The 18158-nt window shown below is 50.8% G+C and carries 3 protein-coding genes; 2 read left to right on the top strand and 1 reads right to left on the bottom strand.

Annotation, left to right across the window (positions count from 1 at the left end):
- Positions 1-152 precede the first annotated feature (152 nt).
- On the top strand, positions 153-12701 hold the full coding sequence (locus tag H8A87_RS09690; RefSeq protein ID WP_198689768.1) for a non-ribosomal peptide synthetase: 12549 nt from the start codon (positions 153-155) through the stop codon (positions 12699-12701).
- 105 nt (positions 12702-12806) lie between these two features.
- Here the strand turns inward: H8A87_RS09690 and H8A87_RS09685 are convergent, their stop codons facing one another.
- On the bottom strand, positions 12807-14525 hold the full coding sequence (locus H8A87_RS09685) for a cyclic peptide export ABC transporter (protein WP_232370168.1): 1719 nt from the start codon (positions 14523-14525) through the stop codon (positions 12807-12809).
- 757 nt (positions 14526-15282) lie between these two features.
- Here H8A87_RS09685 and H8A87_RS09680 point away from each other — a divergent pair.
- Positions 15283-18158 (top strand): non-ribosomal peptide synthetase (locus tag H8A87_RS09680; protein WP_198689767.1); only part of this gene is annotated, 2876 nt, incomplete at its 3' end.

Raw genomic sequence — 18158 nt, 5'->3', positions numbered from 1 at the left:
AAAACTCTAATTTCATGACAGCCAGTCAATTCATTATTTTTACTCAGTACTCAATTTAATCAAAGTATTCAGGTTAATCAAAATCGATAGTTCTTTTCTTTCCAAATCGAAAAATCTGATTGGATCTAAACTACTACACAGCGGAAATGAGTATGTCACACAGCAAAAATCGCTCCTCAGAAATTTCCTTAGCAGTTGATAACAAAGTTGATAACAACAATTCTCTTTTCTTTCATACATATCCCCTTAGCTCTCCTCAGGAAGTCATCTGGCTCGATCAGGTTATCCATTCCGATTCTCCCAAATATAACATTGGTCTTTTTACCTGCATCGCAGGGGAATTGAATGAAGCCTTGTTCGCTCATGCCTTTAAAACCCTTGTTTCCCGTCACGACACATTGCGTTTACAGCTCATCAACACCCACGCATTACCTCGCCAAAAGATTGATGTTACCCTTCCTGTATCCGTGGCCATTCACGATTTTTCGTCGCATTTAGACGCAGAAACCCAAGCCAGACAACATATCGATGCCGAATTCATGCGCCCATTCAACTTGGATGGTGAACTGTGGCGTGCCGAAATATTGCGGGTAAGTAATACGCGTCGGTACTGGCAATTTTGCTGCCATCATTTGATCATGGATGGCTCTAGTTTGTTCATGCTCCTTGGCGAAGTTATCAATGCCTACAATCAGCTGGTGAGGAAAGAAGCACTAAATGAGACGGCTCCCTCTTATCTGGATTTCATTGCGGATGACCGGGCTTATTTTGCTTCCCAACGCTACTCACATGATTTGCAATTTTGGGGGAAACGCTATGAAAACCTGCCGCAACCATTGCTCTTGCCTGCCAGCTCCAACAAAACAGAAAATGGTGGGCAAGCCAAACCTCTTTTTTGGCAAATAGACAAAGCACTTTTTCAACGTATTAATGAAACTGTAACCCAGCAGGGATTATCCATTCTGCATTTCATGTATGCCGTGCTGGCTGGCTATTTCGCGCGTACAACAGAGGCGGATGAAATTGTCATTGGTATTCCCGTGCACAACCGCAAAAATGCCCGACAAAAAAGTACAATGGGGATGTTCGCGTCCATTATTCCGATTGGCGTGACAGTATCACTGACGGACACATTCCTTGATATCATGCACAAAGCCGAGACAGAATTACGGCGTTGCTATAAGCACCAACGTTTGCCCGTTGCGGAGATCAGTCGACAAGCTCAAATCCAGCAGAAAACGGGGCGTGCTCAATTATTTGACATGACCTTGTCACTCGAACCGTTTAAAACCAATCTGCACATGGAAGGTGAAGATACCCGCATCGAACGTTTTGACCTATACCACGGTGCACCCTATCCTCTGTCGGTCATCATCAAGCAATACACAGACACCGCCTATCTTGAAGATGACTGTCACCCCATCACGATTGAGTTCAATTTCTCTACCGATTACCTGAGCACCACAGAGGTCATGACCCTCCAATCCCGCCTTGCCGTATTGCTTGATGCCGCCATCACAGCACCGGATACGCCGATAGCAAATTTGCCCATCTTGCCAGAGGCAGAACGTCAGCAAATATTGGTGGATTTCAACGCCACGCAGGCCGATTTCCCACAAAACGCATTGATTCATCAACTGTTCGAAGCGCAGGTACAACAGAATCCTGACGCCATCGCCGTGGTCTTTGAAGACCAATCCCTGAGCTATGACGAACTAAACCACCACGCCAATCGCTTGGCTCATCATCTCATTGGACTGGGTGTGCGCCCAGATGATCGGGTGGCGATTTGTGTCGAACGCAGTCTGGATATGGTGGTCGGATTATTGGGCATCCTCAAGGCCGGTGGGGCATATGTGCCGCTCGATCCAACTTATCCAACCGAACGACTGGCGTATATGCTCAATGATTCAGCACCAATGGCACTGATTACTCAGGCTGCTCTGGTAGAAACGCTGGGCAGTAATCTTCCAATCCATAACCGGCCAATCGGTAAGCTGCCGACCATAGTGCTTAATGCTCAAGAGCGTTCTGTTTTGGATGAAAAGTCGGAAGAGAATCCAGATACTCAGGCACTGGGACTGGCCCCACACCATCTGGCTTATGTCATTTATACCTCCGGCTCCACTGGGCAGCCCAAAGGGGTCATGGTCGAACATCACAGTTTGTGCAATTTGATTGCCACTCAGCAAGACACGTTGTCTCTCACCCCAGACAGTCGCGTCTTACAGTTTGTCTCGAACAGTTTCGATGCCTGTATTTGGGAATGCTGCATGGCACTCCTGGCGGGATCCCGCCTCCACCTTACCAAACGTGCCAATATCCTGCCCGGTGTCGCCCTGTCCCGTTACTTAGAAACCAGCGCCATTACCCACACCTTCTTGTCACCCACAGCCTTGGCGGCAATGGACTCCATACCCGACACGCTGCAAATTTTGATCGTGGGGAGTGAGACTTGTTCGTCAACTCTGGTCAAACGTTGGGCGCAGGGGCGACAGATGATCAATGCCTATGGGCCGACGGAAATCGCCGTCTGTGCCACCCTTTATCCATGTGACAGTCAGGCAAAAAATGCTCCGCCGATTGGTCGCCCCATCGCCAATACTCAAATTTATCTCCTTGATGCCCACAGCCAACCCGTTCCGATCGGTGTCATGGGGGAAATCTATATCGGCGGTGTTGGTGTCGCCCGAGGCTACCTTAACCGCCCAGAACTGACAGCGGAACGATTCCTGCCTGATCCTTTCTCGACGGTAGCCGGAGCACGCATGTACAAAACCGGCGATCTGGCCCGGTGGCTGCCTGACGGCAATATTGAATACATTGGCCGCAACGATTTTCAGGTCAAACTGCGCGGCTTCCGAATTGAGCTGGGGGAAATAGAAGCTCGCCTCACCCAATGCCACGGTGTGCGCGAAGCCGTTGTGGTTGCCCGTGAGGATATTTCAGATCAGAAGCGCCTTGTCGCTTACCTGCTCGCCGAACCAAATACGGAATTGGTGCCGGCAGAACTACGCCAACAACTCTCACAGCAACTTGCCGAGTATATGATCCCCAGTGCCTTTGTGACGCTCGGCACTTTCCCGCTGACGCCCAATGGCAAACTCGACCGTCAGGCCTTGCCGGAACCGGATCAGGCGGCAATCGTAACACGCGGCTACGAAGCGCCTGTGAGTAAAGCAGAAACCGCGCTGGCCCGGATTTGGCAAACGTTACTGGGATTGGACAATATTGGCCGCCATGACCACTTCTTCGAACTAGGCGGGCATTCGCTGATGGCGGTCAATCTGATCGAACGGCTGCACAGTTTGGGTTGGGTTCTTGATATCCATACTGTGTTCGCTACACCCGTGCTGACCGAAATGGCGAAAGCGATGCTGGCAGCTAAGGACAACACAGCCACGTTCACGGTGCCGCCTAATCTCATCCCTGATGGCTGTACCGCCATCACGCCTGACATGTTGACTTTGGTCTCTTTGTCCCAAAACGAGATTGATACCATCGCCGCCGCCATTCCCGATGGCGACGCCAATATTCAAGATATCTACCCGCTTGCACCACTACAGGAAGGCATTCTGTTCCATCATCTACTGCAAACACAGGGCGATGCTTATCTATTACGCAACTTGTTTGCTTTCGACACCCGCGAGCGCCTTGATGCCTTTCTGGCAGCCTTGCAACAGGTCATTAACCGCCATGATATCCTACGCACCGCCGCCTGTTGGCAAGGGTTAGCAAAGCCAGTGCAAGTTGTCTGGCGTCAAGCCCCCCTGTGCATTAACACGTTTGTACCGGAAGGCGAACAGAATGTTTTTCCCCAATTGCTGGCGCATACCGATCCGTACCAGCGCCGCCTTGATGTGAGTCAAGCCCCACTCTTCTCGGCCGACATTGCCCATGACCCGCATCAGAATGAGTGGTTGCTGGCCTTGTGCTTCCACCATCTGGTCAGTGACCATATGACGCTGGAATTTATCATCGCTGAAATCAGAGAACTGATGCACTGTTATGTCGAAAACAGTCATACCAAAAACAAGCGGGCTGAAAATTTGTGTATCGAGAAATTACCTGCGGCATTGCCTTACCGCAATTTTATCGCCCAATCCCTGCGAGTGGCGGCATCAGAACACGAAACTTACTTCCGTGAAGTACTCGCTGATATTAATGCTCCGACCGCGCCCTTCGGGATACTGGATGTCCTCAGCGGGGATAGACAGATAATGGAAGTCACCCAGTCAATTGACACAACTCTGGCCAAGGCGATCCGTATGCAGGCCCGCCGTCAGGGAGTGAGTCCCAGTGTGCTGTTCCATGTCGCATGGGCACAGGTTCTGGCACACACCAGTGGGCGGGATGATGTGGTCTTCGGCACGGTCTTGCTGGGGCGTATGCAGGGGAATATCGGCATCGAGCGGGTTTTGGGGCTGTTTATTAATACCCTGCCTGTGCGGATCCGGCTGGCAGAAAACAGTGTACAAGCGACTGTTCAAGCAGCTTACCGCGGTTTGATGGGGTTGCTAGAGCACGAGCAGGCACCACTGGCACTGGCGCAGCGCTGTAGCGGTGTGGCACCGTCCCTGCCTCTCTTCAGCGCACTACTCAACTATCGTCATAGTCAACCAGATGCAATCCATATCGCGTGGGAAGGTATACGCCTGCTGGCGGTACAGGAGAGAACCAACTATCCCCTCACCTTGTCCGTGGACGATTTGGGTGAAGGATTCAGTTTGGTTGCTCAAGCCGTATCGGGCATCGATCCGACGCGTCTGATCGCCTATATGACCGCTGCGCTGACGGGTCTGGTGGAAGCCTTGAACACTGAGCCCCAAAGACCGATCATGCTCATCCCCATTCTGCCCGCAACAGAGCGTCAGCAATTGCTGGTCGATTTTAACGCCACTCAGGCCGACTTCCCGCAAGATACGTTGATCCATCAACTGTTCGAAGCACAGGTGCAACACCATCCCGACGCCATCGCCGTCGTCTTTGACAAACAATCCCTGAGTTATGATGAACTGAACCGCCGGGCTAATCGTCTGGCTCATCATCTGATTGCGCTGGGGGTACGCCCTGATGACCGGGTAGCACTTTGTGTCGAACGCAGTCTGGCTATGGTGGTCGGTTTATTGGGTATTTTGAAAGCCGGCGGGGCCTATGTGCCGCTCGATCCGACCTATCCCGCCGAACGGCTGGCGTATATGCTTGAAGACGCGACACCGAAGATAGTACTTACCCAAATGACGCTGGTCGACCCGCTAGCCTGTTCTGTGCCTACAGTGGTACTCGACAACCCAGCACCGTTCCTTGATGCCATGCAGCCCGATAATCCAGACTCACAGGCACAGGGCCTGACTTCACACCATCTGGCCTATGTGATTTATACTTCGGGTTCGACCGGACTGCCCAAAGGAGTGGCGATCGAACATCGCAATACGGTGAATTTCCTCACTTGGGCACAGCAAACATTCTGCCCTGAGGAATTGGCACATACCCTTTTCGCGACCTCACTGAATTTTGACTTGGCCGTGTACGAATGTTTTGCACCGCTTATTTCGGGTGGCACGGTACATCTTGTCCCTAATGCACTTTCACTGACCAGCACAAAACAAGCAGTCAGCCTGATAAATACAGTGCCATCGGCTATCGCACATTTGATCGACACCAACGCGATCCCTGCGGCTGCCCGCACAGTCAATTTGGCTGGTGAAGCCCTGAAACCCCATATCGTTGGACAATTGTTCACGCGAACTTCTGTACAAGATATATGCAATTTGTACGGCCCCTCGGAGACGACAACCTATTCAACTTGGGTACGCATGAACCGGACAACGGGCTTTACCCCTCATATTGGGCGCCCAATCGCCAATACCCAAATCTATATCCTCAACACCGACGGTCAACCAGCCCCACTCGGTGTTGCGGGAGAAATCCATATCGCCGGTGCCGGTGTTGCCCGCGGTTACCTCAACCGCCCAGAACTGACGGCAGAACGCTTCCTACCCGATCCGTTCTCCGGCATACAGGAAACCCGCATGTACAAAACCGGCGATCTGGGCCGCTGGCTGCCTGACGGCAATATTGAATACCTCGGTCGCAACGATTTTCAGGTCAAGATACGTGGGTTCCGTATCGAACTGGGTGAAATTGAGGCTCAACTGGTACAATGCCACGGGGTACGCGAAGCCGTGGTGCTGGCTCGCGAAGATATTTCCGATGAAAACAATTCCGATAAAAACAATTCCGATGAAAACAGTTCCGCTGAAAATAGGCCGGGGCAGAAGCAACTGGTTGCCTATCTGCTGCCTCAAGCGGGTGTTGAACTGGAGCCAGCGGAACTGCGCCAGCAACTCGCGCAACACCTTACCGAGTATATGCTGCCCAGCGCCTTTGTGACGCTTAATGCCTTCCCGCTGACGCCCAACGGAAAACTCGACCGTCAAGCACTGCCCGCCCCTGACCAGTCTGCCATTGCGACACGCGGCTATGCAGCCCCCATCGGTAACACTGAAATGGCACTCGCCGAAATCTGGCAGGAGCTGCTGAGACTAGAAAAGGTAGGGCGTAATGACCATTTCTTTGAACTGGGCGGCCATTCCCTGCTCGCTGTCCAGCTCGCCGCACGGATACGTCAGAAACTGGCGCGGGAATTGTCTTTGCCGCAACTCTTTGCCCATCCAGTTCTCACTGATCTGGCTACCGTGCTCATCAACGCATCAGTGGCTACTCTGACTGCCATTCCTGCTGCCGATCGCCGTCAGCCATTGCCGCTCTCTTTCGCCCAGCAACGCCTGTGGTTCCTCGCTCAACTCGATCCCGCAGCCAGTCTGGCCTATCATATCCCGGCAGTCCTGCGCCTCAGCGGACAACTCGATCACTCAGCATTGACGACCGCGCTTGATCGTCTCGTCACCCGACATGAAAGTCTGCGCACCCGTTTTATCCTCGTTGATGAACAGCCTTACCAGAACATCGACGCCGCAGATATCGGATTTAATCTGACCCGTCAGGATCTGCGCGGATTAGACGAAACCTCCCGCATAACCCGTATTGATAAACTCGTGGAACTCGAAACACGAACTCCGTTTGATTTCGCCAAAGAATCACTGGTTCGGGGTCAATTGCTGCAACTCGCGGATGAAGAACATGTATTGATCCTCACCCAACACCACATTATCACTGACGGCTGGTCAGTGGGGATATTGATCCGTGAACTGGGCGCCCTCTACCGTGCTGCACTTGAGAAACATGATGATCCTCTGCCATCCCTGCCTATTCAGTACGCCGACTATGCCATCTGGCAACAAGAGTGGCTGCGGGGTGAAGTTCTCACCGCACAACGGAGTTTCTGGCAACAGCAACTTCAGGGCGCGCCGGCACTGCTGGATCTCCACACCGACCGGCCACGCCCACCAGAACAGCATTACACAGGCAGTCACGTGCCTGTCCATCTGGATGCTGACTTATTGACCGCACTCCGGTCGCTCGGACAGCGTCAGGGCACCACGTTATTTATGACCCTGCTGGCAGCTTGGGGGATCGTGCTTGCCCGCTTGAGTGGTCAGGATGATATCGTCATCGGCACCCCCGTCGCTAACCGCCAACGGAGTGAACTGGAAGGACTGATCGGCCTTTTCGTCAATACCCTGCCATTACGGGTCGAGCTGGAGAATTGCAACACCGTGGCAGAATTGCTCGCCCACGTCCGCGAACGGGCGTTGGCCGCTTATGCGCATCAAGACCTGCCTTTTGAACAGCTGGTGAAAGCCCTGCAACCTCACCGTAGCCTGAGCTACAGCCCGATCTTTCAGGTCATGCTGGCTCTGGACAATACGCCTGCCCAGGCCTTTGAATTACCCGGTTTGTCCGTCTCATTGATGGAACAGGCACATCGCAGCGCACACTTTGACCTGACGCTGTCACTCACTGAAACTCTGAATGGCCTTGGTGGCTATCTGGAATATGCTTCAGACCTGTTTGATCGTGCGACAGTTGAACGCATGGTCAGTTATCTCACGAATGTGCTGACCAGCATGGCGGCCGATGAAACGCAGGCCATTGCCCGTCTGCCGATATTATCCGTTGCCGGGCGCCAACAGTTACTGATCGACTTCAACCCCGCTCAGGCCGGATTCCCACACAATGCGTTGACTCATCAAGTGTTCATTCATCAATTGTTCATTCATCAACTGTTTGAAGCGCAAGTGCAACGCACACCGGACGCCACGGCCGTGGTCTTTGAAGATCAATCACTGAGCTATCAGGAACTGAACCACCGGGCCAATCAACTGGCGCACAGCCTGATTGCCTTTGGCATTCGCCCTGACGATCGGGTGGCGATTTGTGTTGACCGGGGTTTAGACATGATCATCGGACTGTTCGGGATCTTAAAAGCGGGAGCGGGTTATATCCCCCTCGATCCAGAATACCCCACCGAACGGCTGGTCTATCAATTGTCGGACAGCAAACCCGCAATATTGCTGACTCAGAAGCACTTACAGCAACATTTACAACAGCATTTACAAACATGCTTGCCAATACAAGACCTGCCCATCTGGCTATTGGACGATGAAATTCATCAAAATAGCATGGCGAAACAGCCTGCGCATAACCCTGACAGCAAGCAAATGGGGCTTCAGCCGCACCATTTGGCCTATATCATCTACACTTCTGGTTCAACCGGACGCCCAAAAGGCGTCATGCTGGAACATCACAATGTAGTGAGCCTTATCCATGCCCAATGTCAGATCAGTAAGCCCCAATTGGGCGATCGTATTCTGCAATTTGTAACCGTCGCGTTTGATATTTCGGTATCGGATATTTTCCCCACTCTGGCATCGGGCGCTACGCTGGTTCTGCGACCATCCCATATCAAAATACCGGATATTACTTTTGTCGACTTCTTGCGCGAACAAAAAGTGACTATCATAAATATACCGACCGCTTTCTGGCACCACTGGGTACAGGAAATAGTGGCCGGACGCGGCGGTTTCAGCCCATATCTGCACACCGTTATTGTGGGTGGCGATAAAGTGGAACACCGCTATTTAATGGATTGGCTATCGTGCCCAGAGACACAGTCCTGCCGTTGGTTCAACGCCTATGGCCCCACCGAAGTGACTGTCACCGCCACGGCAATGCTGATAGATAGCAAACATACATCGACTATCACTGACAACATTCCAATTGGTCACCCGTTGTCCAATACCCGCATCTATATTTTGGATACACTCGGTCAGCCAGTTCCTATCGGTGTGAGCGGCGAAATCCATATCGGTGGCATGGGTATCGCCCGTGGTTATTCGAACCAACCGGAACTGACGGCAGAGAAATTTATCGTTGATCCATTCAGCGACCGCCCCAATGCCCGCATGTATAAAACCGGTGATCTGGGTCGCTGGCGGCCTGACGGCAATATCGAGTACCTTGGCCGTAATGATTTTCAGGTCAAGATACGCGGTTTCCGTATTGAACTGGGGGAAATTGAAGCCAGATTGGTACAATGTCACGGCGTACGTGAGGCTATCGTGTTGGCCCGTGAATTCCTTCCCCATCAATCTATTACCGCTAAAGAAATATCGGGTGAAAAGCGCCTTGTCGCTTATCTGCTCGCCGAACCGAATGTGGAATTAGTGCCGGCGGAATTGCGCCAGCAGCTGGCACAGCACCTCGCCGACTATATGCTGCCCAGCGCCTTTGTAACACTTGATGCTTTCCCGCTGGCACCCAATGGCAAGCTCGATCGTAAGGCATTGCCGATGCCAGATCAGACGGCGATCGTGACCCGCGCTTATGAAGCACCAACCACCGACATGGAAATAGCCTTGGCCAAAATTTGGCAAGCATTGTTGGGGCTGGAAAAAGTGAGCCGTTATGACCATTTCTTTGAACTCGGTGGTCATTCGCTGATGGTAGTCCATCTGATCGAACGGCTGCGTAATCAGGGTCATGGCCTTGATATCCGTACTGTGTTTTCTACACCCGTGCTGGCCGAGATGGCGAAAGCAATGCTCACAGCCCAAGACAACGCGGCTACATTTTCCGTACCGCCCAATCTTATCCCTGACGGATGTACCGCCATCACCCCTGACATGTTGCCTCTGATCTGCCTGACGCAACACGAGATTGATACCATCGCCGCAACCCTTTCCGGTGGTGCTGCCAATATCCAAGATATCTACCCGCTCGCGCCATTACAGGAAGGCATGCTGTTCCATCATCTACTGCAAACACAAGGGGATATTTATCTGTTACACATCTTGCTTGCTTTCGACACCCGCGAGCGCCTTGATGCCTTTCTGGCGGCCTTTCAACAGGTCATCAACCGCCATGATATTCTGCGTACCGCTGTCTGCTGGCAAGGATTAACAAAACCGGTGCAAATCGTCTGGCGACAGGCATCCCTGCACGTTAATACCTTCGTGCCGGACAGCGACAAAGACGTCCCGTCTCAGTTGCTGGCACATACCGATCCATACCAGCGTCGCCTTAATGTAAGTCAGGCCCCGCTCTTCTCCGCCGATATCGCCCATGATCCGCATCAGGGTGAGTGGCTGTTGGCCCTGTGCTGCCACCATATGCTCAATGACCATATGTCGCTGGACATGATCATCACTGAAATCTATGAACTATTGCATCACCGTACCGGGCACTTGGCTCCGGTAGCGACTTACCGTCATTTTATCGCCCAGTCCCTGAGGGTGCCGACGTCAGACCACGAGGCCTATTTCCGTGAGGCGCTTGCCGACGTGGATGCGCCGACTGCGCCCTACGGGATACTGGATGTCTACAGTGGAGATAGACAGGTAACAGAGATCATAAAGCGACTTAATGCAAAACTGGCCAGAGCTATCCGCGCGCAAGCACGCCGTCAGGGAGTCAGTCCCGGTGTGCTGTTTCATGTTGCGTGGGCGCTAGTGCTGGCAAAATTAAGTGAGCGGGATGATGTGGTCTTCGGGACAGTTTTGCTGGGACGTATGCAGGGAGGAACCGATATCAATCGGATTCCGGGTCTGTTTATCAACACCCTGCCAGTGCGGCTCCAACTTGCAGGGAACAGCGCACAAGAGACCGTGCAAGCAGCCTACCGCAGTTTGACACAACTGCTGGAACACGAGCAGGCACCGCTGGCACTGGCCCAACGCTGTAGCAGTGTAGTTCCCCCCTTGCCGCTCTTCACCGCACTGCTCAACTATCGCCATAGCCAATCAGATGCGACCCGCAACACGTGGGAAGGTATACGCTTGATAACAGCGCAGGAGAGGACTAACTATCCCCTCTACTTGGCCGTGGATGATTTGGGCAAAGGCTTCCGGTTGGCTGCCCAAACCGTGCCAGGCATCGATCCCACCCGTCTGATCGCCTATATGACGACCGCTCTGGCTAATCTGGTTAAAGCATTGGAAACCGAACCACAACGGCCGATCGTGAACCTCTCCATCCTACCGGATACCGAGCACCCACAATGGCTGATTCACCCCGATGACAAGCTCGATCGTCAGGCTCCGCCCGCATCTGCCTCGTCTGCCGTTGCAATTACGACACACAACTATGAAGCCCCTATCGGTGACGTGGAAACGACACTGGCCCAGATCTGGCAGAAATTGCTGAAACTGGAACAGGTGGGTCGCCATGACAATTTCTTCAAGCTGGGTGGTCATTCATTGATAGCGATACAACTGCTGGCCCGTATGCGTGAGCAAAACATGGAAATGCCATTGTCAGCCTTGTTCATTCACCCAACCTTGTGTGAGCTGGCTTTGGCTGTGGGTGACACTTCCATGTTCCATCCTGACGGTACACACCACACCATCATACCGTCCCCCTCGCCCAACCAAATGGCGGACTCTATAACCGGACTTTCATTGCCGACATCCCATTACGATCCACTGGTGGCCCTCCAAAGTGGTTCTCAAACACACTCACCGCTGTTCTGCATGCCGGGTGCAGGTGCCAGCGCTTCCAGCCTGCTTGAGCTTGCCTTGTCGTTCCCGTCATCTCTGCCTGTCTATGTCTTGCAGTCACGCGGTTTGACCAATCCCCAGCTTCCGCCTTATGTCAGTGTCGAAGAGGCTGCCCGTGATTATCTTAAAACAATCCGTCAAACCCAGCCCAAAGGCCCCTATCACCTATTGGGCCATTCTTTTGGTGGTTGGATTGCCTTCGAGATAGCGTTACAGCTACAAGCGCAGGGGGAGCAGGTCGCTGACCTTATTCTTATTGATACCGAAGCACCTACGCCGCAAGGCTGCAAGCCTGAATCATTCAACCGTATCGGGACGCTAATGGAATTAATTAACATCTACAACATGATGCTCCGCCAGCCGTTGCCACTCACGCAACAGGATTTTGAGGGTCAGGATCACAGTGAACAGCTTCAGTATCTACATCAGGCTCTGGTGAGTTCTAGGCTTTTCACGGCTAATTCGCCTATATCATTGTTGCAGGGAATTGTCCAAGTCATGCACGCCAATCTGAATACGTGCTATACGCCTCGTACCAACTATGACGGGCGGGTACATTTGATCAATGCGAAAGAGGAGAATATAGATGAAGCTCAAGCCCATGCCAGACAATGGAAAACCTACGTCACTGAGTTAAGCATGATGCGGGTGTCCGGCAACCATATAACCATGTTGTCCATACCCAACGTCGAGCCATTTATCGCTGCGTTATGGCAGGAATTAAATTACCCGAAAGGCTGAAATGCCGCTCCGTTCCCCAAAGAACGGTAACGGTGCACTAGATACTTACCGTACAAGTGGCTGTTTTGGCAGCCACTTGTTTTTAATCTGATTTTTAATACCTTTTTAACCCAGGGTTATCAATGCCGCCGATGTACCGTGAACGAACAATTTACCATTTTCCAATTTCAGGCAATGGTCAGCCAAGTGAAAAAAGCTATCGTCATGGGTAATCACTAATACCGCCTTGCCACTCGCGGCCAGCTCAGGCAGCAATTCGCGATAAAACACCGCCTTAAACTGTGGATCTTGATCCGCAGCCCATTCATCAAACAAGTAGAACGGCCTGTCTTCCAAATAGGCAACCACCAATGCAAGGCGTTTCCGTTGGCCTTGAGACAGATCACGGGTCGAAAATCGCCCATTTTCGACTTTAACTTTATGTTCCAGATGCAGCTTGGCGATCAACCTGTTGGCCCGGGCATCCAGTGCTGAATCAGTATTATCCATACCCACCAGAGTTTCGAACAGATGAAAATCGGAGAAAACCGCCGAAAATAGCTGGCGGTAATCCGCACAGTGATCATCGCTGACAACATGACCATCAAGGCTAATCGTACCGCTTTCTGGCGTGTAGAGACCAACGAGTAACTTGGCAAGTGTCGTTTTTCCACTGCCGTTACCGCCGATCAGAAAAGTAATTTCACCACGTTTGAGTTCCATGTCGATCGGGCCTAGCTGAAATACCCCATCCTCTTTCTCTCGGTAATAACTATGGGTAAGCGCAGACAAACGCAGTGAACTGACTTCACCGAATTGATTGATGGCAACCGGCTGCTCCATGTGTTCCTGTTCGTTCAGTTTAATCAGCACCTGCTCGATTCGGTTCAATGATACTCGGGCTGTATTCAATATCGGCAAGTTATTCAACAGGCTATCCAATGGGACAAGCATAAATAGAAATACAATCACATAGCCAGCCAACACAGTAGGTTCAAGACCAGGCAAAGCAGCAGGAGCAAACACCACCACACCCAGAAACACGTAAAACAAAAAAAGTATCCAACCGACGCCAAAAGCATAGGCTCCATAAGCACGGGTTCGATGTTGACGTACCGCGTTGATCTCATTGCCGAGTATACTGTTGAGAAAGGTATGGGCACGGGCGAGATGCAATTTCAACTCTTTGGCGCCAGAGAACAGGGCATTGAAGTGAGTAAACAAGCGATCCTGCGCTTTACCTGCCGCTTCCAGCGAAGCCAGTGCCTGACCGCCGCCAAGAGCATAACCGAGTGAACCGATAAAGACGACGACCAACGCCAGAAAAAAGACTGCCCACGATAGCCAAGCCAAATAAGCCAGACAACCGAGTACAATTGAGCCTTGCATCACGATATTAGGCAGCGCGAAGAACAACAACGACACATTGGTTGCATCTTCAGTGATGATAGACTGCGCGCGTGAAGTACCGAGTATCTCGATCTGACGAAATGGCGCGCAGGCAACACGGGTTGATATGTGTTCACGCATTTTAGCCATCGTCCCCTGACTCAGTTTGGCGAACACCACACCACCAAACACACGGCTGATGAGCGCCAGCAACGCCAGTAGCCCAAAGCGCCAGGCAAGAGAAACATGTTCATCGCCTGACGCATTTAAGGAACCGTTAATTAAAGTGACCAATGACACGCTGGAAACACCGTTAATAACACAAGAAACAGTGGCAATGATCAATGTCCAACGAGAACTGTGCATAAGAGAGAGCAAAAGCCGGATGGCTGGTCGTTTAGACCCCGTTGCTTTAATTTCACTCCAAGAGGTATCGGTACTTAGGTGTCTTGGCAAAATAAATACTCCCGTTTCAAGCAGCCCAATGCAGACTCCCCGTATTTTGGGTATAAATCTTAATTCTGAACAAGAAAGTGAATTAAGTGCCTATTTCAAGGTAAGAATTTTCAATTAAAAATTGAAATAATAAAAACGATTATAGATAAATAAATTAAATCACCATTCAATGTCGATACGATTTGTTATTTTTTTCATCCTGCAATGAGAATAACAGTGTCATGACATCGCAAAATAGCTTATTACCTCAAAAATAGCTTATTACCTCAAAGAGAAAAAACTGTCGCTGGATATCTTCTATATATCTTTTAATTAGAAATTCAGGTGCTAAATAATAGAAAATAAATTATCAAATAAAATAAATCAAATTACCAATAGCTGTTTAGTTACTGTTTATTCTCTGAGAGAAAATCATTGCTTTATATAATTAACAACAAAAAAATATAAGATTAATTAATACCAATATTTCCCCTTAATAATCACATAAATACACTTTATTTCACCATAACGCTCACACTTACCACGCTGCTTTTATCAACAAAAAAATATCGACACCGCATAACAATTAAATTAATTTGTCTATTAATTGCACCTAATGAGACATATTTAAATCTAAATTTCTTTTTCTGCAATACATGTCAAGTGCATTTTTTTATTACAGTTTTTCCCAAAATTCAGTTAATTAAATTTGATAATTCTCTCCTTTCCAAATCGAAGTATCAGATTGGGCTTAAACTACTACCCGGAGAAATTGAGTATGTCACGCAACTACAATCGCTTCTCAGAAATTTCCTTGTCAGTTGATAATGATGATTCTTTTCCCTTTCATGCACAGCCTCTTAGCTCACCTCAACAAGTTATCTGGCTCGATCAGGTTATTCATCCCGATTCTTCCAACTACAACATCGGGTTTTTTATCTGTATCGACGGGAAATTGGATGAAATCTTATTCAATCTTGCTTTTAGAGCCGTTGTTTCTCGCCATGACACACTGCGCTTACACTTCATCCAAACCCACGATTTTCCCCTTCAAGCGGTTGCTGATACTCACCCTATGCCCGTGGTCACGCACGATTTTTCACCACATGTAGACGCAGAAGACCAGGCCAGACAACATATCGATACCCTGTTCATGCTTCCGTTCCACTTGGATGATGAAACACTGTGGCGTTCTGAATTATTGCGCGTCAGCCATACACGCTGCTACTGGCAGTTTTGCTGTCATCATTTGATCATTGATGGTATCGGTTTGGGCCTATTCCTTGAGGATATTGTCGAAGCCTATAATTATCTGGTAAGGGGAGAAATCCTGAACAAGGCCGCTCCCTCTTATCTGGATTTCATTGCGGATGACCAGACTTACCTTGCTTCTCAACGCTACTCACACGATTTACAATTCTGGTTGCAACGCTATAAAAGCCTGCCGCCACCCTTGCTCCCGCCGGTCAATCCCAACCAGGCAAATAACCACGGGCGAGCCGAACCTCTTTTTTGGCACATAGACCAGACACTGTTTCAACGTATCGAAGAAACGGTGGCTCAGTATGGATTATCCGTCCTGCATTTAATGTATGCCGTTCTGGCTTGCTATTTTGCCCGGACGACGGATGCGAAGGAAATTGTCATCGGCATTCCCGTGCACAACCGCAAAAATACCCGACAAAAACGCACGATGGGCATGTTCGCATCCGTGATCCCGGTTGGAGTGACCATTTCCCCTGAGGATACATTCCTTGATGTCATACACAAAGCCGCCACAGAGCTGAGTCGTTGCTATAAACACCAACGCTTGCCCATTGCAGAGATCAATCGACAAACCCAAATCCAGCAGAAAACGGGGCGTACACAATTATTTGACATTGCATTGTCATTTGAGCCGTTTAAAAGCAATCTGCATATGGAAGGGGAAGACACCCATATCAAATTTTTAGAAACGCACCATGGTGTGCTATACCCTCTTTCAGTCATTATCAAGCAATACACCACCGGCCTTGAAGATGATCGCTCTCCCGTCACGATTGAATTCAATTTCTCTACTGACTACCTGAGCACCACCGAGGTTATGGCTATCCAATCCCGCCTTGCTGCGTTGCTCGAAGGAGCCATTACCGATCTGGATACACCGATCGTGAAACTGCCCATCCTGGCAGAAGCAGAGCGCCAACAGATATTGGGGGATTTCAATGCACATCATGTCGATTTGCCACAAAATACCTTAATCCACACGCTTTTCGAGGCCCAAGCCCAAGACACACCAGACGCCATTGCCGTAGTCTTTGAAGAACAATCGCTAAACTATGGTGAGCTGAACAGGCGTGCCAATCGTCTGGCGCACCATCTGATTGCCCTGGGAGTACGCCCTGACGACCGCGTGGCGATTTGCGTCGAACGCAGTCTGGATATGGTGATCGGGTTGTTGGGTATTCTGAAAGCCGGCGGAGCCTATGTGCCGCTCGATCCGGCCTACCCCGCGGATCGTTTGGCGTATATGCTCGACGATGCCGCCCCCGTTGCTCTGCTGACCCAAAGTACCCTGATTGAAACACTTGATGCACTGGACTGCCCTGCTTCTATCGTCTTACTGGATACCGTCTTACTGGATACTGTCTTGCCGGATACCGTCGTACAAGGTGACGTCGTGCTAAATAACGAAGAACGGTCTGTCCATGCAGCCATAACGGACAATAATCCAGATATCCACACACTCGGCCTGACTTCACACCATCTGGCCTATGTGATTTATACCTCAGGTTCCACCGGTCAACCGAAAGGCGTTATGGTCGAGCACGAGCATGTCACTCGCCTTCTGGCTGCCACTCAAGATCGTTTCCAGTTCAACAGCAACGATATCTGGACATTATTCCACTCTTTCGCGTTCGATTTCTCCGTGTGGGAATTATGGGGCGCCCTGACTTACGGTGGCCGGCTTGTTGTGGTTTCAGCAGACTGTGCCCGTTCTCCGCAGAAGTTCTATTCCCTGCTGTGCCGTGAACAGGTGACGATCCTGAATCAAACCCCCAGCGCTTTTCGACAATTAATTCCGGCTCAGGATGAAACATTACATTCCCTGCGCTGCATCATCTTCGGCGGTGAAGCATTGGAACTGCATACGCTCGTCCCTTGGATCGCGCGTAATTCACTCCAGCAAACCCGTCTGGTCAATATGTACGGCATCACCGAAATCACCGTCCATGCCACTTACCGTGAACTCACAGAAGCTGACATTTTGTCAGGACGCGGTAGTCTGATCGGTCAACCGTTACCTGATCTGCGGGCATACCTCCTCGACACTCAGGGTCAACCCGTCCCGATCGGTGTCATCGGTGAGCTTCATATAGCCGGTGCAGGAGTTGCCCGTGGCTACCTGAATCGCCATGAACTGACTACAGAACGTTTCCTGCCCGACCCCTTCAGCAACGTTCCCGGTGCACGTATGTACAAGGCGGGCGACCTTGCCCGCTGGTTGCCTGACGGTCATCTCGAATATCTCGGCCGCAATGATTTTCAGGTCAAGCTGCGCGGTTTCCGGATTGAACTGGGGGAAATCGAGACGCAATTAGTGCAATGCCACGGCGTACGCGAGGCGGTGGTGATTGCCCGCGGAGACGACGCCGATCAGAAGCGTCTGGTGGC

This window comes from Xenorhabdus lircayensis (assembly GCF_016306625.1).
GTDB lineage: Bacteria > Pseudomonadota > Gammaproteobacteria > Enterobacterales > Enterobacteriaceae > Xenorhabdus > Xenorhabdus lircayensis.
This window is presented reverse-complemented; position numbering and strand designations above follow the sequence as displayed.